The organism is Nonomuraea sp. MTCD27 (genome assembly GCF_041950495.1).
In the GTDB taxonomy this organism is placed as follows: domain Bacteria; phylum Actinomycetota; class Actinomycetes; order Streptosporangiales; family Streptosporangiaceae; genus Nonomuraea.
Window position 1 is genome coordinate 292,585 of record NZ_JBGNUW010000002.1, and the last position, 21,908, is coordinate 314,492.

Genomic DNA, 21,908 nt, shown 5'->3' on the forward strand with positions numbered 1-21,908 from the left:
CTCCTGCCCCTGCTCCTGCCCCGGCCCCTGTCCTGTGCTCTGTCACCGTGCCGTCCGGTGTGTCCCGCTCCGCCTTCACGTCGCGTCCCCCGGCGTGGCCTGGGTGATCGCGGTCAGGCGCTCGGCCAGCTCGGCCGCCACCTCGTGGTCCAGGGCCTCGATCTTGATCGCCCCGGCCGAGGAGGCGGTGGTCACCGTGACGTCTGCCAGCCCGAACAGCCGCTGCACCGGCCCCCGCGCGGTGTCGACCCGCTGGATCCGCGACATCGGCGCCACCCGCCAGGTGTGCGTCAGCCACCCCTTGCGCGTGTAGACCGCCTGGTCGGTGACCTCCCAGCGCTCCACCCGGTACGAGGCCCGCGGCGCCACCACGGCCAGCACCAGGCACCCGGCCGCGAACACCGCCACGACGGCGCCCAGCCAGACGGCCCGGTCCGTGAAGATCCAGTACGCCGCCACCGCCGCCCCCGCCACCGGCACCATGAGGATCAGCCACTGCACCGTCCACCACGGGACCGCCCGCGGATCGGCCTGGTTGCGCGGCGGGCGCAACGTGGTCCCGCTCATTCCCCGCCCTCCGTGCTCTTCACCGACTCGGCGACGGCGAGCAGCACGAAGCCGAGCACGCCGATCACGATGGCCGCGAACACCTCATATCCCTTCAAGAACGGCAGGAGGTTGACCACGAGCAGGTCGTGCGCCCACCGCCACCATCCGAGCAGGGTGTTCACCAGGCCGCCCACACCCTGGAGGAGCAGCAGCCAGCCGAACACCGTCAACACCGCTTGCATGCCATCAGCCTCGCCGCTCGCGCGGGCCGCCCGCGTCGGCCGTAGGTCTCGGCCGACACCGACTTTGGTCGCTGTCGCCGTACCGCCGGCAGGGCCTAACCTCGATGAACGTGACGGAACTGCGGGGAGACGGTCCCGCCCACGAATACCGGTGGGCGCTGCCGTCCGTGCTGCTCGGTGACGCCCGCGAGGGCCGGCGCGTGCGGCGCTCGACGCGCGACTGGATCGTCGACACCGTCATGTTCCTGATGGCCTGCGGCCTGACGTTCCTGTCCCTGATCGAGCTCGAGACGCAGCAACAGCCCGAGCCGCTGCTCACCGTCGAGCAGGTGACGGGGGCGCTGGCGTGCGCGTCGGTGTGGCTGCGGCGCAGGTGGCCGGTCGGGCTCGCGGTGGTGCTGACCGTCCTGTCCTCCTACCTGGAGCTGGTCGGCGGGGCCTCGGTGGTGGCGCTGTTCACGGTGGCGGTGCACCGGCCGTTCAAGGTCTCCGGGCCGATCACGCTGCTCAGCCTCATCACGCTGGCCCCCTACGTGATCCTGCGGCCCCAGAGCGACCTGGACAGGGGCTGGGCGGCCGCGCTGGGCGTGGCGATCGTGCTGACCGTGTTCGCGTGGGGCATCGTGATCAGGGCCAGGCGGCAGCTCGTCTGGTCGCTGCGCGAGCGCGCCGACACCGCCGCGGAGGAGGCCAAGCGGCTCGAACGCGAGCGCATCGCCAGGGAGATGCACGACGTGCTGGCGCACCGCATCTCGATGCTCAGCCTGCACGCGGGGGCGCTGGAGTTCCGGCCGGACGCGCCGCCCGCGGAGATCGCCAGGGCGGCCGGCGCCATCAGGACCAACGCCCACCTGGCGCTGCAGGACCTGCGCGAGGTGATCGGCGTGCTGCGCCACTCGACCTCCGACGGGGACGACGACGGGGGCGGCATGGTGCCCGACCGGCCGCAGCCCACGCTGGCGAACCTGCCGGCGCTGGTCGAGGAGTGCCGGCAGGCGGGCATGGACGTACGGCTCGACCTGCGGGCCGGTGAGGCGCCGGAGGGGCCGGGCCGCAACCTCTACCGCATCGTCCAGGAGGCGCTCACCAACGCGCGCAAGCACGCGGGCGGGGTGCCGGTGACCGTCACCGTCGAGGGAACGCGCGGCGGGGGGCTGTCGGTGGAGGTGCGCAACCGCCTGTGGGCACGCCACGGCGCGCGCATCCCGGGGGCCGGCGCCGGGCTCATCGGCCTGACGGAGCGGGCGGAGCTGGCGGGCGGCCGGCTGGAGCACGGCGCGACACCGGAGGGCGAGTTCGTGGTGCGCGCGTGGCTGCCGTGGCCGGTGGAGACCACCCGGGAGGAAGACCAGTGACCATTCCCACGGCCGAGGGCGGCCCGATCAGGGTGCTGATCGTGGACGACGACGCGATGGTGCGGGCCGGGCTGTCGATGATCCTCGGCGGCACGGGCGACATCGAGATCGTCGCGGAGGCCGGCGACGGGGCCGAGGTGCCGCCCCTGGTGACCCGGTACCGGCCCGACGTGGTGTTGATGGACATCCGCATGCCCGGCATCGACGGGCTCACCGCCACCGAGACGCTGCGCCGCACGGCCGCGCCGCCCGAGGTGGTGGTGCTGACCACGTTCCACGCCGACGCCCAGGTGCTGCGGGCGCTGCGGGCGGGGGCGGCCGGGTTCCTGCTGAAGGACATCGCGCCGGGTGACCTGGTGCAGGCGATCAGGAAGGTGGCCGCCGGGGAGCCGATCCTGTCGCCGGCGGTGACGCGGCAGCTCATCACGCACGTGTCCGACGGCGGGGCGGGGGAGCGTACCGAACGGGCCAGGAAGCTGCTCCGGCGGCTCAGCGAGCGCGAGCGGGAGGTGGCCACCGCCGTGGGGCAGGGCAAGTCGAACGCCGAGATCGGGCGCGAGCTCTACATGAGCGTGCCCACGGTCAAGGCGCACGTCTCACGCATCCTCACCAAGCTCCACCTCAACAACCGCGTCCAGGTGGCGCTGCTCGTCTACGACGCCGGCTCGTAGCCGGCCAGCAGCTGCTCGATGGTGGCCCGGTGCAGCACCAGGTCGTCGGGGTCGTCCGGCATGGGCTGCTCGCCGAAATGGATCCGGCGCTGCCAGACCCTGGCCATGATGACGCCGTGGCGGAGGGCGGCGTACATCTCGTAGAAGTCCAGGTCGCGCGGCTCGTAGCCGGTCAGCTCCCGGTAGGTGCGGCAGACGTCCTCGCGGCGCATGAAGCCGGGCATACCGGGCAGGCCCGCACCGACCGTGAGGTCCTGGAAGAACCGGTGCAGGAAGATCATCCAGGACAGGTCCAGCTCGCGCGGCCCCACGGCGGCCATCTCCCAGTCGAGCACCGCGACCGGGCGGAACTTCTGGTACATGATGTTGCCGATCCGGGAGTCACCCCAGGTGAGCACGTCGGGCCCGGGATTCTCCGGCCAGTGCTCCTCCAGCCAGCCGAACGCGCGCTCCAGCACCGGGATGCGGTGCGCGCCGTGCGCCCATTCGTAGTAGGCGCGCTGCGCGTCGACGTGCGCGCGCAGCCCGGCGGGCCCGAACGGGGCCAGCTCCCGCGGCGTGAACGCGCTTTCGTGCAGCGCCGCCAGGATCCCCACGCTCGCGTCCTGCAGCCCGCGCTGGTCCTCGGGGGAGGCGTCGTGCAGCCAGCCCCCGAACGTGTACGGCATCACGTCCGGCGGCACCTCGCCCTCCGCCTGCTCCATGACGAAGAACGGGGTGCCCAGCGGCTCGGGGTCAGGCTCGAACCAGAGGGCCAGGGGCGCTGGGATCCCAGCTTTTTCCCTGGCCAGCCGCATCATCTCGAACTGGGCCCGCAGATCGTAGGAAGGGAAGACCGGAACGGCCTCCGGCGCAGGTGCGAGCCTGGCCACGCAGCGCGAGGAGCTCCCACTCCACGTAGCGGTGAAGAAGAGGGTCTCGCTCGACAGGCCGTTGCCCGAGGGCCTGGACATCTCAGACACCGTGGCGTCTCCGCCGACCCGGCCGCGCAGCCAGGCGGTGGCGCGTCGACGCAGTTCTTCCAGGTCACGTGTGGAGGTGCGCATCTGCTCGGTCACCGTGGGTCTCCCGCCTGGACATCTGCCCTTCGACAGTCGTATACCGCCTAGCAAGCGCTTGTCCATACAGGAGTGGCCGTTACGGTCAGGTACGCAACAGCCGTACCCTTGTCTGAAAGGGCATGTCACGAAGGGACAAGTGGGATGAGTTCAGCGGGTGAAGGCCTGTCTCGCCCGCTTCCCGAGCAGGTGCGGCTCAATGTGGTCGATCTGGCCTCTCAAGTCCTCGGGACGATGCCCTCCACCTCCATACCGCCGCCCTTGCGCGGCATCGCCAAGTTCGACCCCCGCAAGCGCGCCAAGCTGGGCAGCGCGCCGATCGCGGCGCAGCTGGAGAACGACAAGAAGTTCCGCGAGCTGGTCGCCGAGTCGGTGGCGGCGGGCTGGCCGGAGCTCGTCACCTCGCTGGCCGAGGGCAACGTGCCGCCCGCCGCCGACCCGGTGCTCGTGGCCGCGGCGGCCTACCTCACCCGGCCGCCGGGCTGGGCGGAGATGATCGAAGCCGCCCGCACCGACCTGGAGCAGTCGGCGGTGGCGGCCGAGGGCTCGGAGCGCGAGGAGGCGGTCACCCGGCTGCGCGAGCAGCTCGCCGCGCAGAAGAGCGCCGCCAAGGAGGAGGCCGACCGGCTGCGCGAGCAGATCAAGGCGGCCCGCGCGGAGAACTCCGACCTGCGCCGCAAGCTGCACGAAGCCCGCGAGCGGGCCAAGGCCGCGGTGCGGCGGGCCGAGGAGATGGAGCACGCGGCGGAGGAGGCCAAGACGGCCGCCTCGGCCGCCGGCAGCGCCGGGGAGTCCGAGCTGCGGCGGCTGCGCGAGCGGCTGGCCGACGTGGAGAAGCAGCTGGAGGCCTCGCGCCGGGCCGCCCGCGAGGGCCGGAGCATCGAGGACGCGCGCGTCCGGGTGCTGCTCGACGCGCTGCAGGACGCCTCGGCCGGGCTGCGCCGCGAGCTGGCCCTGCCGACCACGATCAGCCGGCCCGCCGACTCGGTCGCGGCCGTCACCGGCGAGCGTCCCGGCGTGCGCGGGGTGCCCGCGCGTGCGCTGGCCGACGACGACCCGCAGCTCCTCGACCAGCTCCTGGCGCTGCCGCAGGTGCACCTGATCATCGACGGCTACAACGTCACCAAGACCGGCTACGGCACCCTCACCCTCGCCGACCAGCGCAACCGGCTCATGACCGCGCTGGGCGGGCTGGTGGCGCAGACCAGGGTCGAGGTCACCGTGGTGTTCGACGGGGCGGAGCTCAACGTCCCCGTGCAGGTGGTCGCGCCGCGCGGGGTGCGGGTGCTGTTCAGCGCGCCGGGGGAGATCGCCGACGACCTCATCCGCCAGCTCGTACGCGCCGAGCCGCCCGGCCGGGCCATCGCCGTGGTGTCGTCGGACCGCGAGGTCGCCGAGTCGGTCAGGCGCATGGGTGCCAGACCGGTTCCGTCAGGTCTGCTGCTGCGCAGACTGGGCCGCGCCTAGATTACGAATTGGTGCGTTTGGGGCAGACCCCACCCGCCACTTCTGTACTATTTCGCCCCAGATGTAATCCCTGGGAGGCGACACTGTGAGGTTTGGCCGGGTGCCGGTGGCCGCGGGTCTCGCGTTCGGGCTGGTGATGTGCCCGATGGGAGCGGCGATGGCTGATCCCAAACCCACTCTCGGCCAGGCCAAGGCCAAGCTCGAGAAGCTCAACGACAAGGCTGACAAGGTCGTCGACCGGTTCAACACGGCGAACGAGCGCTACAAGAAGGCCAAGAGCACCTTCACCAAGCTGAACGACAGCTACAAGCGCAAGCTGGAGACGGTCGCGGACCTGCGCGCGCAGGTGATCGGCATGGCCGTCGACAGCTACCAGCTCGGTGAGGACGTCACCTCCTGGCCCGGGATCATGACCTCGGACGACCCCCAGAGCACGCTGTCGGGGCTGGCCGTCGCGGGTCAGCTCGCGCAGGAGCGCGCGGAGAAGCTGGCGGCGTTCGACCGGGAGAACCGCGGGCTGAAGGTCGAGCGCGACAAGGCGCAGGAGGCCCTCGAGGAGGCGGACAAGGAGCGCGACGCGGTCGAGAAGGAGCGCTCGGAGATCCGCAAGCTGATCGTCGACCAGAAGAAGCTGCTGGACAAGCTGGGTGCCTACAACCCCGGCAACCCGAACAGCACGGGCATCAAGTACACGGGCCCGGCCTCGGGGAGCGCGGCGGCGGTGCTGCGGTTCGCGTACGCGCAGGTGGGCAAGCCGTACATCTACGGCGGGACGGGGCCGCGCGGGTACGACTGCTCGGGCCTGACCCAGGCGGCCTGGGCGGCGGCCGGCGTCACGCTGCCGCGTACGACGTGGCAGCAGTGGGCGTGGGGCGCGAGCCGCAAGGTGGACCTCGACTCCCTGCAGCCCGGTGACCTCATCTTCAGCGAGGGCCTGGGCCACGTCAGCATTTACGCGGGCAACGGGCAGATCGTCCACGCGCCGCAGACGGGCGACGTCGTGAAGGTCGTCGCGCTCTCCGCGTACGGCCGCTCCCTGGTCGGCGCGGTCCGCCCGTAACATTTTCGGCTCCCGCCCGACCGGATTTCGGCCTCACATCCGCTTCTACGATGCCACATAGTAGGTGGCGTCTGCCGGCGTGCGATCCGGGGCGGGAGCGTTCCCACGGCGCGAAACGGCCGTCAATTCCTGCGAAAAATGTGACAAACGCGACAAACGACGCCTGACAAGCGCGGGCTGTCAGAAGTGTGAGCAGGGTCACATTTGGATAACGGAACCTGGTGTTCCAGCAGGGGTTTCCTTCCTTACTGGCCCTGCTGTCTGATCTTTACAACCTGACTCCCGCTTTGCCGATCCTTGACCTTTCGGCGTAGCTTCTGGCGTCGTCGCGGTGAACAAGCCATGACACCGCGAACCCGCATCGGTCCCTCCCGATGCGAGACAGAAAAGAATCCGCCGGTCGTCCCCGATATCCCCAGATATCTGCATATCGCAATCAATCGGGGTGACGACCTGCCGAGTCCGTGCAGCCAGGAGGCACGGAGCCGGGGACCCAGCGATCCCACGTTTCCCCAGGGATCAGGGGTGAATCGGCGCGTCATCGCGCCGTAGGGCGACTTCCAGGCCCGAATCCGTCAGCTAACCCGGTAGGCGTTCGTGGAAGACACAAGGAGAAATCCTGTCTACCTCCCTGCAGAACCCCCGCCTGTCCCGCCTTGCCCTGAGCGGCGTAGCGCTCACGATGACCGTGACGGCCGGAGGTCTGATCCTCCCTGCCCCAACGGCTCAGGCGGCGACGACGAGCGAATCGGCCGCTGAGACGGCGAAGGCGGAGACCACCGCCAAGACGTCGACGTCGGCCACGGCAGCCCAGCGACGGGCGGCCAGGATCGCTCGGCAGAAAGCGAAGGCCCGCAAGGCCGTCGCCGTGGCCAAGGATCAGATCGGTGACCCGTACCGTTACGGTGGCACAGGACCTGGTTCGTTTGACTGCTCCGGACTCGTCCAGTTCGCCTGGAAGAGGGCCGGGGTGACGCTCCCGCGCGTGGCGAGCAGCCAGTTCGCCCGCATCAAGAGCAGGATCTCCTGGCGGAACCTCCAGCCGGGTGACCTGATGTTCTTCAGCGGGCTCGGCCACGTGGGCATGTACGTCGGCAAGGGCAAGATGATCCACTCGCCACGGACAGGCGAACGGGTGCGCATCGACAAGCTGGGCGGATGGCGTAAGTCGTCATTCGTCGGCGCGGTCCGTCCCGGCATGTGAAGAAGCCCCGTCCGGATTCCTGGAGACCTTCCTGGATTCGGGCGGGGCTCTCGCGCGTCCGCGGGAGCACTCATGTGGTGGGGCTACGATCGGGCATCGTGTCCGAGCAGGTGAGCCGACGAGCCGCGGTGGCCGGCCTGCTGCTCCTCGCCCTCGCCGGTGGCCCCGAACCCCCGGTCCTCCCCTCGGGGATCCTCGACCTGTGGCCCGGCGGCCGCACGGTCGTCCGGCGCGGCGGCCGGTCCGTTGTCGTCGCCCATGTTGGTCATGTCAGCTATGTCGGTCAGGTCGGTCAGGGTCGGGTCGGCCAGGGCGGTCAGGGCGCGGGCTCGCTCGACGAGATGGCGCGGCTCGCCGATCGGGCCGGGCTGCGGGTCTCGGCCGTGCTCGGCAGGCCGGTACGCCCCCTGGTCGTCGTCCCTGACTCCGCCCGCGAGGCCGCCCGGCTGGCCGGCGTGGAGCGGCTGGACGGCCTGGCCGCGGTGGCCGACCGCGGGCGGGTGATCGTCGTACCCGAGCTCTTCGCCACCCTCAATCCCACCGGCAGGGACGTGGTGCTCGCCCACGAGCTCACCCACGTCGCCGCCGGCACCGACCACCTCCCCGTCTGGCTCTACGAGGGCTTCGCCGACTACGTCGGCTACCGCGACGCCGGGCTCCCCGTGGCGACGGCCGCCGCCGAGCTGGCCGCCGAGGTCCGCGCCGGGCGCCTGCCGAACGCTTTGCCGGCACCTGCGGCTTTCGCGGCCGACGGGCGGGCCCCCGACCGGCTGGCGCGGGCTTACCAGGAGGCCTGGCTGGCGTGTCGCTTCCTGGCTGACCGGTTCGGTGAAGGGACCCTGGTGAGGCTCTACCGTGAAGCTCAGGCGGCCGGCCTCGACCGGGCACTCGCCTCACTGGGGCTCTCCGTCGCCACGCTGACGGCACGGTGGCGCGAATACGTGCGGGATCAGCTCGTGTGAAGGGGAGGCAGATGAGCGAACGGCAGGACGAGGACGACGCGGCACGGCAGGACGAGCCCCCGGACGGCGCACCGGACGGCGCGATGGCCGCCGTGGCCGCCGGGCAGCCGGGCGCCGGGCAGCCGGGCGCCGGGCCGCCGGAGGGTGCGGCCACGGCGGCGGGGACGGCCGGACACGGCGGCGGGGCGGCCGCCGGGGAACTGGCCAGTGAGGCGGCGGGTGAGGCGGCCAGTGGGGCGGCTCGTGGGGCGGCTCGTGGGGCGGCTCGTGGGGCGGCTCCTGAGACGGTCCTCCAGGGTGCCGGAGAGGCGGTGCCGGGCGAGCCTGGGGCCCGGACCCGAGCCGGAGCCCGAGCGTGGACACGAGACGGTGGGGAGACGCCCGTGAACGGAGGGCCGCCCGCCGGGGAGAGCGGGCTGAGGCGGCAGGCCGCCGTCGCGCTGGTGCTCCTCGGCGTCGTGATCCTGGCGGTGACCGCCTTCACCACTCCGTGGCACGTGCTGACCGGCGGGCCGCCCGATCCGGCCCGCGACTTCACCGCCGCCCAGATCGCCAGGGCGGAGGCGTTCGACGCGGCCACGAGCCTGCCGAGCTACCTGTCGCTCGCGCTCACGATCGTCTTCGCCGGGCTCCTGCTCGCCACCCCGCTCGGGGCCAGGGCGGTGGGGTGGCTCAAGGGCCCCTGGTGGCTGCGGGTGATCCTCGGCGTCGTGGTCATCACCGCGATCGTCGAGCTGGTCAGGTGGCCGCTGGGCGTCTGGTTCGAGACGATCATGCGCGACTACGGCCTGTCCACCCAGGACTGGGCCGGCTGGGCGGGCGACCGGCTGAAGAACCTGGGCGTGGAGGTGTTCCTGCTCTGCGTGATGCTGACGGCCCTGGTGGCGCTGGCCCGCAAGGTGCGGCGGTGGTGGATCCCCGCCGCGGTGGGGGCGTTCGCGCTGACGGTGGTGGCGTCGTTCGTGTACCCGGTGGTGTTCGAGCCGATGTTCAACGACTTCACCTCCATGCCGCAGGGCGCGCTGCGGACGAAGCTGCTCGACATGGCCGAGCGGGACGGCGTGCCGGTCGAGGACGTGCTGGTGGCCGACGCCTCGCGCAGGACGACGGCGCTCAACGCGTACGTGTCCGGCTTCGGCGCCACGCGCCGCATCGTCGTCTACGACACGCTGCTCCGGGCCCCGCAGCCGGAGGTCGAGCTGGTCGTGGCGCACGAGCTGGGCCACGCCAAGTACGACGACGTGCTCCACGGCACGCTCATCGGCGGCCTGGGCGCCGGGCTGGGCGCGATCGCGCTGTTCCTCGTCTTCACCCCGGTCCGGCGGCGCACCGGTGTCACCTCGATCACCGATCCGCGGGCGGTCTGCGCGCTGGTGGGGCTCGCAACCGTCGGCTCGCTGCTCGTCGGCCCGTTCCAGAACGTGGTCAGCCGGCACATCGAGGCCCGGGCCGACGTCCACGCGCTCGACCTGACGAAGGATCCCGCCACGTTCATCGCCATGCAGAAACGCCTGGCAGTGACCAATATTTCCGACTTGTCGCCTAATGCGGTGGAATATGTGCTCTATGCCTCCCATCCCTCCAGCCCCGAGCGCATCGCCATGGCCCGCTCATGGGCCGAGCTGAACGGCGTACCCGTACCGTGACCGACCCCGCGGCCGGGCCCAGAGTGGTCTTCGTGACGAACGACTTCCCGCCCCGACCGGGCGGCATCCAGTCGTTCGTGCACGGGCTCGCGCTGCGCACGCCCGGCGTGGCCGTCTACGCCCCCGCCTGGCCGGGGTGCGCGGAGTTCGACCGGCGCCAGCCGTACCGGATCGTGCGGCACCCGACGCGGCTCATGCTGCCCACCCCGGCCGTCGCGCGGACGGCGGCCGGGCTGGTGGCCGAGCACGGCGCGGACACCGTGGTGTTCGGCGCGGCGGCGCCGCTCGGCCTGCTCGCGCCGCGCCTGCGCCGGGCGGGCGCGCGCAGGGTGGTGATGCTCACCCACGGCCACGAGGCGTCGTGGGCGAGCGCGCCGGGCTTCCGCTCGGTGCTGCGCAGGATCGGCCGGCACGCCGACGTGGTGACGTACCTGGGGGAGTACACGCGCCAGCGGCTGGCCGCCGCCATCCCCGCGGACAAGCTCGTACGGCTCGCGCCCGGCGTGGACGTCGGGCAGTTCCACCCCGGCGCGCCCAAGGCCGAGCTGGGACTGCCGGGCCGGCCGGTCGTCGCGTGCGTGTCGCGCCTGGTGCCGCGCAAGGGCCAGGACCAGCTCATCAGGGCCTGGCCCCAGGTGCTGCGCGCGGTGCCGGAGGCGGTGCTGCTGCTGGTGGGCGGCGGCCCGTACCGAGGGCGGCTGGAGCGGCTGGCGGCCGGGCGGGAGTCGATCAGGTTCACCGGCACGGTGCCGGCGGCCGACCTGCCCGGCTACTACGCGGCGGCGGACGTGTTCGCGATGCCGTGCCGTACCCGGTTCGGAGGGGTGGACGTGGAGGGGCTCGGGATCGTGTTCCTGGAGGCGTCCGCGACCGGGCTGCCGGTGGTGGCGGGCGCGTCCGGCGGCGCGCCCGACGCGGTGCGGGCCGACGAGACGGGGCTGGTGGTGAACGGGGAGGACGCGGACGAGGTGGCGCAGGCCATCGTCGAGCTGCTGACCGACCCCGACAAGGCGCGCAAGATGGGCGCGGGCGGCCGCGACTGGGTCGCCCGCGAATGGGCGTGGGACCAGGTGGCCGCCCGATTCCGTGCGCTGCTCTAACCCTTCGTGGACCCCAGCGTGAGCCCGGCGACGAACTGCTTGTGCAACATCTGGAAGACGATCAGCGTCGGCAGCGCCACCAGCACCGAGCCGGCGGCCAGCAGGTTGTAGTCGGTGAAGAACTGGCCGCGCAGGTTGTTCAGCGCCGAGGTGACGGGCAGCTTGTCGCCCGACGACATCAGCACCAGGGCCCACAGGAAGTCGTTGTACATCCAGGTGAACTGCAGCGTGGCCAGCGCCGCCAGCACCGGACGGCACAGCGGCAGCGTCAGCCGCCAGTAACGCGTCCACACCCCGGCCCCGTCCACCAGCGCCGCCTCGGTGATCTCCACGGGGATCGTGCGCATGAAGTTCGCCATCACGAACACGCAGAAGCCGAACTGGAACGCCACGTGGATGAGGATCAGCCCCAGGTAGGAGTCGTAGAGCGACTGCGAGTCCGACAGCCAGGCGGGCAGCGGGACGAGCGTGTAGAGCGTGTAGAGCGGCGTGATGAGGACCTGCGGCGGCAGCAGGTTGCCCGCGGTGAACACGATGAGCAGCGTCTTGCGCCCGGGGATGCGCAGCCGCGCGATCGCGAAGGCCGTGAACGAGGCCAGCGCCAACGTGATCAGCACGCCGGGAACGACGATGATCAACGTGTTCAGATAGTAGTGAGGTATTTCGGCCTGGCTCCACGCCTTTCCGTAGTAGTCGAGCGTGAGGTTCTCCGGCAGCGAGAAGTACCCCAGGCGGGCGGTCTCGTCGTACGGCCGCAGCGACGCGTACACCGCCAGCACCAGCGGCAGCAGCCAGCCCAGCCCCACCAGCACGAGGAAGGCGTGCAGCAGGACGCGCAGCGGCCGGACCGGGCGCCGCGAGGGGGCGCGCCGCTCCTGGGCCGGGGGAGCGGGGGCCGGGGCGGTGAGGGTCATCGCTCCTCCCTGAACAGCTGCGACAGGTACGTGATGATGAACCCCATCGAGATCACCAGCAGGATCACCGCGATCGCCGAGCCGAACCCGATCCTGCTGGCCTCGCCCACGATGTTCTCGGTGACCAGCACCGACAGCAGCTCCAGCCCGTTCCTGCCCTTGTTGATGGCATAGACGATGTCGAACGCCCGCAGCGCCTCGATCACCGTGATGACCAGCACGATCACGTTGACCGGCCGCAGCGTCGGGAACACTACCCGGAAGAACGCCTGCCGCTCGCTGGCCCCGTCGATGGCCGCCGCCTCCTTCAGCGCCGGATCGACCGCCTTGAGCCCCGCCAGATAGATGATCATGACGTAGCCGACGTGCCGCCAGCCCGCCGCGACCATGACCACCCAGATGTTGACCGAGCTGTCGCCCAGCCAGTCCACGCTCAGCCCGGTCACCGCGTTCAGCACGCCGTAGTCGGTGGAGTAGACGAGCTGCGCGATGAAGCCGACCACCGCCAGCGACAGCACGACCGGCATGTACAGGGCGCTCTGGTAGACCCGCGACAGCCGCAGCCGCCGGTCCAGCAGCACCGCGCAGAACAGCCCGAACGGCGTCGCGACCAGCCCGAGGAAGGCCAGCCACAACACGTTGTTGCGGACCGCCGACCAGAACGGCGGGTACTCGGCCGACAGGTCGTGGTAGTTCTGCCCGCCCACCCAGTCGATGGGCCCGATGCCGCCCCAGTCGGTGCCGGACAGCCCGATGGAGGCCAGCGTGGGCCCCCAGATGAAGCTCACGTTGACGGCGATGGCCATCCCCAGCCCGATGACCAGGACGGTCACGTCCCGGGCGGAGTAGCGGCGGGTCTTGACTGCCATCAGCGGAAGATGTTGGCCTTCTGCTTCTCGATGCTCGTCAGCAGCGAGTCGATCTCGTCGGGCTTGCTCACGAACGACTGCAGCGACGGGATCATCACCGTGGAGGCGAAGTCCGGCCGCGTGTCACGGTCGAGGAACTGGGCGATGTGCGTGGCCTTCGACACCAGCTCCGCGCCGCGCTTCTGCAGGGCGCTGTAGCCGGAGGTGTCGGCCTTGGAGCTGGCGGCCAGCGTGCCGGGGTCCAGCCTGGTGGCGATGTTCTGCGAGGAGGCCTGGCCGAAGTGCTTGAGCAGGGCCTTGGCGCCCTCCACGTTCTTGGCCTTGGCGGAGATCATGTACCCGTCGATGGGGGCGTCGATCGAGTCGGTGCCGTAGGTCGGGTTGATCTCCGGGAAGGTGAAGAAGTCGAGGTCGTCGCGGTCGGCCTCGGGGAACTGCTGGGCGACGAACATCCCGAGCAGGTACATCCCGGTCTTCTTCTGCGCCAGCGACTGCCCGGCCTCCTGCCACGTACGGCCCAGCGCGGCCGGCTGGTGGAACTCCATCAGCCCCCGCCAGGTGTCGAAGACCTGCTTGACCCGGGGATCCGTCCACGACTCCTTGCCGCCCATGAGCGCGATGTGGAAGTCGTAGCCGTTCATCCGCATGTTGAGGATGTCGAACGTGCCCATCGCCGGCCAGCCGTCCTTGTCGGCGAAGGCGATCGGGATGAGCCCGTCGGTCTTCATCTTCCTGGCCAGCGCGGTGAACTCGTCCAGCGTGGCCGGTGGCTCGTACCCCTTCTCCTGCCAGACGCTCTTGCGGTAGAAGACCGCCCACGGGTAGTACGTGAACGGCACGAAGTACTGCTTGCCGTCGATGCCGGTCGACTGGTCCTTGAACGCCTGCGTGTAGTCGGCGCCGATCTCCCGCCACACGTCCGAGATGTCGATGGCCAGCCCCTGCTCGGCGAAGAACTGCATCCGGTAGCCCGCGAACCAGGTGAAGACGTCCTCGGGCGTGCCCCTGAGATAGCGGTTGATGTTCTCCTGGAACGTGTTGTGGTCCACCGTGTTGATCCGGGTCGTGGCCTGCGTGAAGCCCTTCACCACGGTGTCCAGGGACTTCTTCGGGATCTCGTCGGAGGCGTTCGAGCCGATCGTGACGGTGCCCAGGCCGCCGCCGGTCGGCTGCCCGGGCGCTGGGGAGTCGGAGCCGCACGCGGCCAGGACGGCCGGAACGCCGAACGCGGCGGCGCTTCCGAGCAGGAGATTACGGCGGGAGATCGGCGATCGTCGGTCCATCGTGGTTCCTCCTTGCCGGACCCTTCCGAGCCGGACCCTTCAGATTCCCCCGAGTTCACACACCTTCCTTCATCGAAGGGCCAACATTTCGGACTGTCAACGCCCGGTTTCGTGATGATTTGCCGGAAGCCGTGGCGCCGGAGTCATGTCATGATGCGAACGCGGACGTGTCGGAACCTGTTGGGATCTGGTGATGCCGATGCTCGCCCCGCAGCGCCCGAACGCGGGCTGCTGGCCGAGGTACGCGGCGGGTGGGCCTGTCGGCCGGCACCACCACCTGGACCCTCGCCCACCACCTGACCACCGTCCCCGGCCTCACCGTGGTCACGAACCCGGTGCGCGTCGCCGACGTCTTCCGGCACGCGGGCCGCCCCGACCAGACGGTCGTGCTGACCGGCGGCGTACGCACGCCCTCCGACGCCCTGGTCGGCCCGATGGCGGTGGCCTCGATCCGCCGGCTCAACGTCGACGTGCTGTTCCTCGGGGTGCACGGCATGACCGTCAGGGCCGGCTTCACCGTGCCCAACCTGATGGAGGCCGATACGGACCGGGCCCTGGTGGAGGCGGCCACCCGCCTGGTCGTGCCCGCCGACCACACCAAGTGGGGCACGGTCGGCATCAGCACCATCGCCGAGCTGTCCGAGGCCGACGTACTCGTCTCCGACGCCGGCCTGCCACCGCCGGTCAGGGACGCGCTGGCCGGTCACGTCGGCGAGCTCCTCATCGCCGACCCCCGGAAACCGCCACCCCGGCCCCACCCTGACCCACCCGCGGCAGGCTCCCACGCGACCTACCGTGGCGACATGGGGTCGATACGGCGCAGTGTCGCCGAGGCAGCGGGTTTAGTCTGGCACGCCGGCCCGGTACGGGCGGTGTGCTACGCGAGCGTCACCCTGATCCAGGCCGCCCTCCCCGTCGCGGTCGCCTGGTTCACCAAGCTGGTCATCGACGACCTGGTCCGCGGGGCTCCGCTGAGCGAGCTGGCGGTCCTGCTCCCGCCCCTGGTGCTCGTCGGCGTGGCCATGGCCGCGCTGCCGCGACTCGGGATGTACCTCGGGGCGGAGATGGGCAGGCAGGTCTCGATGCGCGCCCTCGACCGGCTGTTCGTCGCACTGGAGCGCTTCGTCGGCCTCGGCCCGTACGAGAGCCCGGCGTTCCTCGACCGGCTCCGCCTGGCCGCGACCGGCGGCCAGATGGCCAGGCATTTGATCAGCAGCGCCTTCGACCTGATGCGGACGGTCCTGACGATCGGCGGCTTCATCACCTCGGTCATCGTGATCTCCCCGATGATGGCCGGCATCGTGCTGGTCGCCGGGGTCCCCGCGCTGCTCGCGCAGCTGGCCCTGGCCCGGCGGCGGGCGCGGGTGATGCTGGACATGACGCCGGTGCGGCGCCGCGAGTTCTTCTACTCCCACCTCCTCAGCAGCGTCGAGGCGGCCAAAGAAGTCCGGCTCTTCGGCCTGGGGGCGTTCATGCGCCGCCGCATGCTGGACGAGCGCGCCACCGCCAACGCCGCCGAACGGGACATGGACCGCGGCGAGCTGTTCATCCAGGTCGGCCTGGAACTGCTCGGCGTCCTCATCGCCGGGGGCGGCCTGGTGTGGGCGGTCGTCGCCGCCCGGAGCGGCGGGCTCACGATCGGCGACGTGTCGATGTTCATCGCCGCGGTGGCGGGGCTGCAGGCCGGGCTGTCGTCGCTGGTGAACGGCATCGCGGGCGTGCATCAGTGGCTCCTGCTGTTCGGCCACCACGCGGAGATCGCGCACAGCGAGCCCGACCTCCCCGTGGCCGCCGAACCCGCCCCGTCGCGCCCGCTCGCCACCGGCGTCGAGCTGCGCGACGTGTGGTTCCGCTACGCCGACGACCTGCCCTGGGTGCTGCGCGGGGTCACCCTGACGATCCCGTACGGGCAGGCCGTCGCGGTGGTGGGGCCTAACGGCGCGGGCAAGAGCACCCTCGCGAAGCTGCTGTGCCGCTTCCACGACCCGGTGCGCGGGTCGATCCACTGGGACGGCGTGGACCTGCGCGACCTGGACCCGGCCGAGCTGCGCGCCAGGCTCGGCGCCGTGTTCCAGGACCACATGACCTACGACTTCAGCGCCCGCGACAACATCGCCGTGGGCGACCTGACCGCGATCGGCGACCTCGACCGCATCCGCGCCGCCGCCGTCAAAGCGGGCGTGGACGAGGCGATCAGCGACCTGCCGGACGGCTACGACACCGCGCTGACCAGGTTGTTCGCCCTGACGCTCAAGCCCGGCAAGAAGGTGCGCACCGGCGTCACGCTCTCGGGCGGGCAGTGGCAGCGGGTGGCGCTGGCCAGGGCGTTCCTGCGCGAGCACGCCGACCTCATGATCCTCGACGAGCCCAGCTCGGGCCTGGACCCGGAGGCCGAGCATGACGTGCAACTGCGCATGCGCCGCTACCGCTCCGACCGCACCAGCCTGCTGATCTCCCACCGGCTCGACGCGGTGCGGGACGCGGACGTGATAGCGGTCCTCGAGGACGGCGTGATCGCGGAGCTGGGCAGCCACGAGCAGCTCATGGCAGCGGACGGCCGGTACGCGCGACTGTTCCGCGTCCAGGCCGGCGGCTACCAGGAGGGGCCCCGTACCCCCCGGCCGGGTCAGTGGCCGCTGTAGAGGTCGTCGATGTCCTTGGCGAAGTCCCGCATCACGAGATTGCGCTTGACCTTGAGCGTGGGCGTGAGGTGCCCGCTCTCCTCGGTGATGTCCACGTCCAGGATGGCGAACTTCTTGATCTGCTCGGCCTTGGACACCGAGAGGTTCGCCCGGTCCACCGCCGCCTGGATCTCGTCGCGCACCTTCGGGTCGGAGCGCAGGTCCGCGACGGTCGAGCCGGCGGGCATGGCCTCCGGGTCGAGCGTGATCAGGGCCGCGACGAACGGCCGCCCGTCGCCCACGATCATGGCCTGGGAGATCAGCGGATGGGCCCGCAGCGCGTCCTCCAGCGGGCCGGGCGCCACGTTCTTGCCCGCCGCCGTCACCAGGATCTCCTTCTTGCGCCCGGTGATCCGCAGGTAGCCGTCCGCGTCGAGCTCACCGACGTCGCCCGTGTGGAACCAGCCCTCGGAGTCGATCACCTCGTCCGTGGCGGAGTCGTTGTGCCAGTAGCCGGGGAAGACGTTCCTGCCCCTGGCCAGGATCTCGCCGTCGTCGCCGATGCGCAGCGTGACGCCGGGCAGTGGCTTGCCGACCGTGCCGATCTTGTTGGCGCCCGGCATGTTGACCGAGCACGGGGCGGAGGTCTCGGTCAGCCCGTACCCCTCGAAGACCTCGATGCCGACGCCGCGGAAGAAGTGGCCCAGCCGGTCGCCCAGCGCCGACCCGCCGCACACCGCCGCCGAGAGCCGGCCGCCGGTTGCCGCGCGCAGCTTGGAGTAGACCAGCTTGTCGAACACCGCCCGCTGCAGCCGCAGCCCGAGCGGCGCGCCCCCCGAGCTCTCGGCCTTGCTCCAGGCCACCGCCACGTCCACCGCGCGGGCGAAGATCTTGCCCTTGCCGCCGGCGATGGCCTTCTGCTCGGCGCCGTTGTAGACCTTCTCGAACACCCGGGGCACGCCCAGCAGGAACGTCGGCTTGAAGTCCTGCAGGTCGGGGGCGACGTTCTTCATGTTGGGGGTGTGCGCCATGACGGCGCCCGCCTCGATCAGCACGACCTGGATCATCCGCGCGAAGATGTGCGCCAGCGGCAGGAACAGCAGCGCGGCCGGGTCCTTGCGGGCGAACAGCGGCTCCAGCGGCCCCCGCAGCACGTTGAGCGCGGTGAACAGCAGGTTGTCGTGGGTGATCCGGCAGCCCTTGGGGCGGCCCGTGGTGCCGGAGGTATAGACGATCGTGGCCAGGTCGGAGGCGGAGACGAGCTTCCTGCGCTCGTCGACGTCGGAGGCGGAGACCGCTCCCGTCTCCAGCGTGCCCTCCAGCCGCCAGATCGGCTTCAGCTCGGGCACCGCCTCCCGGACGGTCTCCTCGTGCGCGTCCAGCTCGACGAACGCCGCCTTCGCGTCGCTGTCGTGCAGGATCCACCTGACCTGCTCGACCGAGGACGTCTCGTAGATCGGCACGGTCACCGCGCCGACGGACCAGATGGCGTAGTCGGCCAGTGTCCACTCGTAGCGGGTGCGCGACATGAGCGCGACCCGGTCACCGTGTTCGACGCCCGCCGCGATCAGTCCCTTGGCCACCTCCACCACCTGGTCGCGGAACTCGGCCGCGGTGACCACGGGCCAGCCGGAGCCGACCTTGCGGCGCATCACGATCGCGCCGGGCTCCTGCTCGGCCCGCCGGAAGACGGTGTCGGACAGGCAGGCCGAAGCCGGCACATCGACCAGGACGGGGACGCTGTACTCGCGCACGGATCAACTCCTCTTCGGGGACCGCCTGGACGTTACCGCCTTAAGTTACGCGCCGGTAGCTCCGTCATTGAGGCGTTATGAAGGGCATTCCTCACGCTAGCAGCCGCCGCCCGTAGAGTTTTCCCCATGAGGGTCCATGTCGTCAGCGACGTCCACGGCAGAGCCGACGCCCTGGCGCGGGCGGGCGACGGGGCGGACGCGCTGATCTGCCTGGGCGACCTGATCCTGTTCGTCGACTACGACGACCACGCGCAGGGCATCTTCGCCGACCTGTTCGGCGCCGAGAACGCCAGGGAGTTCATCGCGCTGCGCACGGCCAAGCGCTTCGACGAGGCCAGGGCCATGTCGGCGCGGCTGTGGGCGACGCTCGAGGGCGATCCGCGCGAGCACATCGAGCGGAACGTACGCGCCCAGTACGCGGCCCTGTTCGCCGCCATGCCGGCCCCGGCCTACCTCACCTACGGCAACGTGGACATCCCGCGGCTGTGGAGCGACTATCTCGGGCCCGGCCACCAGGTCCTGGACGGGCAGGTGGCGGAGATCGGCGGCCTGCGGTTCGGCTTCGTGGGCGGCGGGCTCAAGACCCCCTACCGCACCCCGCACGAGCTCACCGACGAGGAGTACGCCGCCAAGGTCGAGGCCGTCGGGGAGGTGGACGTGCTGTGCTGCCACATCCCGCCCGCCCTGCCCCAGCTGCTCTACGACGTGGTGGCCCGGCGGTTCGAGCGCGGCAGCCAGGCCACGCTGGAGGCGATCAGGCGTACGCAGCCGCGGTACGCCCTGTTCGGGCACGTCCACAACCCGCTGCACGCCCGCGCCCGCGTGGGGCGTACCGAGTGCGTGAACGTGGGCCACTTCCGGGGCCGGGGCGTCCCCTACGTCCTGGAGTGGTGACGCCATCCGGGGTCCGCCGCAAGTAGCGGATTGTGCACTACGGTGGGCCCCGTTCAGGGGTCCGCCGCAAGTAGCGGTTTGTGCACTACGGTGGGCCCCGTTCAGGGGTCCGCCGCAAGTAGCGGATTGTGCACTACGGTGGTCGCATGGCTGATCGCACCACTTCGAGCACCACCATCGGCGCCGGGCGCGCCGAGGTCATGGCGGTCATCGCGGACTTCCCGAGCTACCCCGAGTGGGCCGGGCAGGTCAAGAGCGCCGAGGTCCTCACCAGCGACGAGGACGGCAGGGCGCGGACGGTGCGGTTCGTGCTGGACGCCGGCCCGATCAGCGACTCCTACACCCTCGGCTACACCTGGCAGGGCGACGGCGGCGTGAGCTGGCAGGTGGTCGAGCCGGGGAAGATGGTCTCCGACCTCCGGGGGAGTTACCGGCTCACCGACGCGGGCAGTGGCACCGACGTGACGTACGAGCTCACGGTCGATCTCAGCGTGCCCATGATCGGCCTGATCAAGCGCAAGGCCGAGAAGGTGATCGTGGACACCGCGCTCAAGGGCCTCAAGAAGCGCGTCGAAGGCCGCTGAGTTGAGCCCGCGGGTCCTGCTCTTCACCGGCAAGGGCGGCGTCGGCAAGACCACGGCCGCCGCCGCGACCGCCACGCTGGCCGCCGGTCGCGGCCTCAAGACGCTCATCGTCTCCACCGACACGGCCCACTCGCTGGCCGACGCCCTCGGGGCCGAGCCCGGGGAGATCGCGCCGGGCCTGCACCTGCACCAGGTGGACACGCAGAAGACGCTGGAGCGCCACTGGGGCGAGCTGCAGAGCTACGCCCGGGGGGTGCTGGTCGATCTGGGCCTCGACGAGATCACCTCCGAGGAGATCACCGTCCTGCCGGGCGCCGAGGAGGTCATCGCCCTGCTGGAGCTGCGCGAGCACGCCCGCGAGGACCGCTGGGACGTGATCGTGGTCGACTGCGCCCCCACCGCCGAGACGCTGCGGCTGCTGGCCCTGCCCGAGGCGCTCGACTGGCACGTCACCCGGCTCATGCCGGTCGGCCGCAAGATCGTGCGGCTGGTCTCCCCGTTCGTGCGCAGCGTGGCCCACGTGAGCGCGCCCGGCGAGGACGTCATGAGCGCGGCGGAGCGCTTCCACCGCGGCCTCATGGAGGTGCGCGAGCTGCTCACCGGCGACCACGCGTCCGTGCGGCTCGTGCTCACGCCCGAGTCCGTGGTGCTCGCCGAGGCCAGGCGCACCCTGACCTCGCTCAACCTGTACGGCTACCGCGTCGACGCCGTCATCGCCAACCGGGTCTTCCCGGCCGAGGGCGCCGACGAGTGGCGCGCCCAGTGGGTGGCGGCGCAGTCGCGGCTGCTGTCCGAGGCGGAGCAGTCGTTCGCGCCGCTGCCCATACACGTCGTCCCCTACCTGCCCGCCGAGCCCGTCGGCAAGGACGCGCTGGCCGAGGTGGGTGCCGCGATGTACGGCGAGTCCGACCCGTTCGCCGCCCACTCCGTCGAGCCGCCGCTGCGGATGAGCGCCGACGAGGTGGCGCTCGCCCTGCCCGGCGCCGACCGCGACGACATCGACCTGGCCCGCAAGGGCGACGAGCTGATCGTCACCGCCGGCCCGTACCGGAGGATCCTGGCGCTGCCCGCGGCGCTGGCCCGCAGGAGGATCAGCGGGGCGGTGCTGCGCGACGGGGTGCTCCGCGTCACGTGGTCCCCGGACGGTGCCGCCGGCGTTCCGCCCGCGCTACCGTCCGACTCGGGGAGCGAATCCGCGACCTGATGAGTTGAATGGATGAGCGACCCCAAACGCAGGGAGGGCCAAGATGACCGAGAGCAATGACAGGGATCCCGCCAGGGACCCGATCGGCACCGTAGCCGACGAGGCGCGCAAGCTGTTCGAGTCGATCCAGGGGCGGGCCACCCGCCAGGTCGGCAAGACCATGTTCAACTCCTTCACCGGCGGCGGCCGCAGGGAGCGGGACGTGTGGGAAGAGGCCGTGTCCGAATCCCACGACGAGTACATCTGCCGTGCCTGCCCGGTCTGCCGGGCGATCGCGGCGCAGCGCGAGTCCGGCGGTGATGTCACCGGGCACCTGGTGGCCGCCGGCGGTGAGCTGTTCGCCGCGTTCCGCGGCGCGCTCGACGCGTTGGGCAGGCCCGCCGCCCCCCGCAGGCCGCGCGACGACCGCGATCGCGACACCGACGACGGCCGCCGCGACAATGTGGAACACATAGATCTCGGATAGGGAGA

The 21,908-nt window shown here is 71.1% G+C and carries 20 protein-coding genes, 1 pseudogene and 1 riboswitch; of the genes and pseudogenes, 14 read left to right on the forward strand and 7 right to left on the reverse strand.

The window, feature by feature from the left end; all coding sequences use genetic code 11:
• Positions 1-75 precede the first annotated feature (75 nt).
• Both ACBJ59_RS05855 and ACBJ59_RS05860 read right to left on the reverse strand, forming a co-directional pair.
• Positions 76-567, reverse strand: coding sequence for a PH domain-containing protein (locus tag ACBJ59_RS05855; RefSeq protein ID WP_375109137.1), 492 nt, complete (start codon positions 565-567; stop codon positions 76-78).
• Positions 564-791: a hypothetical protein gene (locus ACBJ59_RS05860; RefSeq protein WP_375109138.1), complete on the reverse strand. Its 228-nt coding sequence runs from the start codon at positions 789-791 to the stop codon at positions 564-566. Before ACBJ59_RS05860 ends, ACBJ59_RS05855 begins: the two co-directional genes overlap by 4 nt.
• 110 nt (positions 792-901) lie before the next feature.
• On the opposite strand from ACBJ59_RS05860, the gene ACBJ59_RS05865 reads away from it, so the two are divergent.
• Entirely contained in the window at positions 902-2,146 is a 1,245-nt protein-coding gene (locus ACBJ59_RS05865; protein ID WP_375109139.1) for a sensor histidine kinase, read from the forward strand.
• A complete protein-coding gene (locus ACBJ59_RS05870; protein WP_375109140.1) occupies positions 2,143-2,817 on the forward strand; it encodes a response regulator in 675 nt (224 codons plus the stop codon). The genes ACBJ59_RS05865 and ACBJ59_RS05870 overlap by 4 nt, the downstream gene beginning before the upstream one ends.
• Here ACBJ59_RS05870 and ACBJ59_RS05875 read toward each other — a convergent pair.
• Positions 2,799-3,875, reverse strand: coding sequence for a phosphotransferase family protein (locus tag ACBJ59_RS05875; RefSeq protein ID WP_375109141.1), 1,077 nt, complete (start codon positions 3,873-3,875; stop codon positions 2,799-2,801). The genes ACBJ59_RS05870 and ACBJ59_RS05875 overlap by 19 nt on opposite strands.
• A gap of 144 nt (positions 3,876-4,019) precedes the next feature.
• Here ACBJ59_RS05875 and ACBJ59_RS05880 point away from each other — a divergent pair, with 144 nt between their 5' ends.
• The 6 genes from ACBJ59_RS05880 to ACBJ59_RS05905 all read left to right on the forward strand — a co-directional run bounded on the left by ACBJ59_RS05880 (position 4,020) and on the right by ACBJ59_RS05905 (position 11,314).
• Positions 4,020-5,342, forward strand: coding sequence for an NYN domain-containing protein (locus tag ACBJ59_RS05880; protein WP_375109142.1), 1,323 nt, complete (start codon positions 4,020-4,022; stop codon positions 5,340-5,342).
• Positions 5,343-5,499: 157 nt separating this feature from the next.
• Positions 5,500-6,402: an NlpC/P60 family protein gene (locus tag ACBJ59_RS05885; RefSeq protein WP_375109143.1), complete on the forward strand. Its 903-nt coding sequence runs from the start codon at positions 5,500-5,502 to the stop codon at positions 6,400-6,402.
• A 444-nt stretch (positions 6,403-6,846) separates the two neighbouring features.
• Positions 6,847-7,011, forward strand: a riboswitch (cyclic di-AMP (ydaO/yuaA leader).
• 73 nt (positions 7,012-7,084) lie between these two features.
• Positions 7,085-7,606: a C40 family peptidase gene (locus ACBJ59_RS05890; protein WP_375109144.1), complete on the forward strand. Its 522-nt coding sequence runs from the start codon at positions 7,085-7,087 to the stop codon at positions 7,604-7,606.
• A 98-nt stretch (positions 7,607-7,704) separates the two neighbouring features.
• The gene (locus tag ACBJ59_RS05895; RefSeq protein ID WP_375109145.1) at positions 7,705-8,568 is read left to right on the forward strand and encodes a hypothetical protein; all 864 of its coding nucleotides are present in this window, start codon (positions 7,705-7,707) and stop codon (positions 8,566-8,568) included.
• An 11-nt stretch (positions 8,569-8,579) separates the two neighbouring features.
• Positions 8,580-10,214, forward strand: coding sequence for a M48 family metallopeptidase (locus ACBJ59_RS05900; RefSeq protein WP_375109146.1), 1,635 nt, complete (start codon positions 8,580-8,582; stop codon positions 10,212-10,214).
• Positions 10,181-11,314, forward strand: coding sequence for a glycosyltransferase family 4 protein (locus ACBJ59_RS05905; RefSeq protein WP_375109147.1), 1,134 nt, complete (start codon positions 10,181-10,183; stop codon positions 11,312-11,314). Before ACBJ59_RS05900 ends, ACBJ59_RS05905 begins: the two co-directional genes overlap by 34 nt.
• Here ACBJ59_RS05905 and ACBJ59_RS05910 read toward each other — a convergent pair.
• Genes ACBJ59_RS05910 through ACBJ59_RS05920 form a run of 3 tightly spaced genes read right to left on the reverse strand, consistent with a single transcriptional unit; the run spans position 11,311 to position 14,380 of the window.
• A complete protein-coding gene (locus ACBJ59_RS05910) occupies positions 11,311-12,228 on the reverse strand; it encodes a carbohydrate ABC transporter permease (RefSeq protein WP_375109148.1) in 918 nt (305 codons plus the stop codon). The two genes, ACBJ59_RS05905 and ACBJ59_RS05910, sit on opposite strands and share 4 nt — an antisense overlap.
• Entirely contained in the window at positions 12,225-13,097 is an 873-nt protein-coding gene (locus ACBJ59_RS05915; protein ID WP_375109149.1) for a carbohydrate ABC transporter permease, read from the reverse strand. The genes ACBJ59_RS05910 and ACBJ59_RS05915 overlap by 4 nt, the downstream gene beginning before the upstream one ends.
• Positions 13,097-14,380, reverse strand: a complete 1,284-nt coding sequence (locus ACBJ59_RS05920; RefSeq protein ID WP_375109150.1) for an ABC transporter substrate-binding protein — start codon at positions 14,378-14,380, stop codon at positions 13,097-13,099. Before ACBJ59_RS05920 ends, ACBJ59_RS05915 begins: the two co-directional genes overlap by 1 nt.
• Positions 14,381-14,631: 251 nt before the next feature.
• Here ACBJ59_RS05920 and ACBJ59_RS05925 point away from each other — a divergent pair.
• Positions 14,632-15,111: pseudogene (locus ACBJ59_RS05925) on the forward strand (DeoR/GlpR family DNA-binding transcription regulator); the annotation flags it as partial.
• A 72-nt stretch (positions 15,112-15,183) separates the two neighbouring features.
• Positions 15,184-17,022, forward strand: coding sequence for an ABC transporter ATP-binding protein (locus ACBJ59_RS05930; protein WP_375109520.1), 1,839 nt, complete (start codon positions 15,184-15,186; stop codon positions 17,020-17,022).
• Here ACBJ59_RS05930 and ACBJ59_RS05935 read toward each other — a convergent pair.
• Positions 17,007-18,755 carry an AMP-dependent synthetase/ligase gene (locus tag ACBJ59_RS05935; protein WP_375109151.1) on the reverse strand — a complete coding sequence of 583 codons (1,749 nt, stop codon included), beginning with the start codon at positions 18,753-18,755 and terminating at the stop codon, positions 17,007-17,009. The two genes, ACBJ59_RS05930 and ACBJ59_RS05935, sit on opposite strands and share 16 nt — an antisense overlap.
• A gap of 126 nt (positions 18,756-18,881) precedes the next feature.
• Here ACBJ59_RS05935 and ACBJ59_RS05940 point away from each other — a divergent pair, with 126 nt between their 5' ends.
• The 4 genes from ACBJ59_RS05940 (at position 18,882) to ACBJ59_RS05955 (ending at position 21,903) form a co-directional block, all read left to right on the forward strand.
• Entirely contained in the window at positions 18,882-19,649 is a 768-nt protein-coding gene (locus ACBJ59_RS05940) for a metallophosphoesterase (RefSeq protein ID WP_375109152.1), read from the forward strand.
• A gap of 146 nt (positions 19,650-19,795) precedes the next feature.
• Positions 19,796-20,233 (forward strand): SRPBCC family protein, encoded by a 438-nt coding sequence (locus ACBJ59_RS05945; protein ID WP_375109153.1) that lies wholly within the window; start codon positions 19,796-19,798, stop codon positions 20,231-20,233.
• A 1-nt stretch (position 20,234) separates the two neighbouring features.
• Entirely contained in the window at positions 20,235-21,437 is a 1,203-nt protein-coding gene (locus tag ACBJ59_RS05950) for an ArsA family ATPase (RefSeq protein WP_375109154.1), read from the forward strand.
• A 43-nt stretch (positions 21,438-21,480) separates the two neighbouring features.
• Positions 21,481-21,903 carry a DUF5304 family protein gene (locus ACBJ59_RS05955; RefSeq protein ID WP_375109155.1) on the forward strand — a complete coding sequence of 141 codons (423 nt, stop codon included), beginning with the start codon at positions 21,481-21,483 and terminating at the stop codon, positions 21,901-21,903.
• The last annotated feature ends 5 nt before the right edge of the window (positions 21,904-21,908 follow it).